Annotated in this window: 1 tRNA gene and 1 rRNA gene; both read left to right on the plus strand. The window is 60.8% G+C overall.

The window, feature by feature from the left end:
- Window positions 1-136, plus strand: a 16S ribosomal RNA gene (locus tag VI123_RS19235); the annotation flags it as partial.
- Between the two features lie 104 nt (window positions 137-240).
- Window positions 241-312: transfer RNA gene (locus VI123_RS19240), tRNA-Ala, on the plus strand.
- Window positions 313-569 lie beyond the last annotated feature (257 nt).

The raw sequence follows: 569 nt of genomic DNA on the forward strand, positions 1-569 counted from the left end.
TTGCACACACCGCCCGTCAAAGCACCCGAGTGGGGTCCGGATGAGGCCGTCATGCGACGGTCGAATCTGGGCTCCGCAAGGGGGCTTAAGTCGTAACAAGGTAGCCGTAGAGGAATCTGTGGCTGGATCACCTCCTACTGATCGGGATTGGGGCTTTGCCCCAACCCACCTTTCGGTGTTCGAGAACTCCGTCGACCGGGCACCTAAGAACTATCAGGGCTAACACCGTGCGGATCTGCCGGGCCCATAGCTCAGCGGGAGAGCGCCGCCTTTGCAAGGCGGAGGCCCTGGGTTCAAATCCCAGTGGGTCCATACGACGTGCCAGCCCCGAACCGTGCCCCTTAAGTGTGGGACGGCGATGGGATATGGTACGACGACAGATGCACCAGGCCGGGTGAAACCGAGCCTGGGAAGGGTCGACACGCCCACCATCTCCACCTTGGGGGCGTGAATGAAACCGTGTGTACGTGCGATCCAGGCGTCCACTGGACTCGTTCAGTTGAACGAGTCACAACGACGTTGGCTACTATGCCAGCTGGTGGATTGCTCGGCTCAGGCGCTGATGAAGG

This window comes from Haloarcula sp. DT43 (assembly GCF_037078405.1).
GTDB classification, from domain to species: domain Archaea; phylum Halobacteriota; class Halobacteria; order Halobacteriales; family Haloarculaceae; genus Haloarcula; species Haloarcula brevis.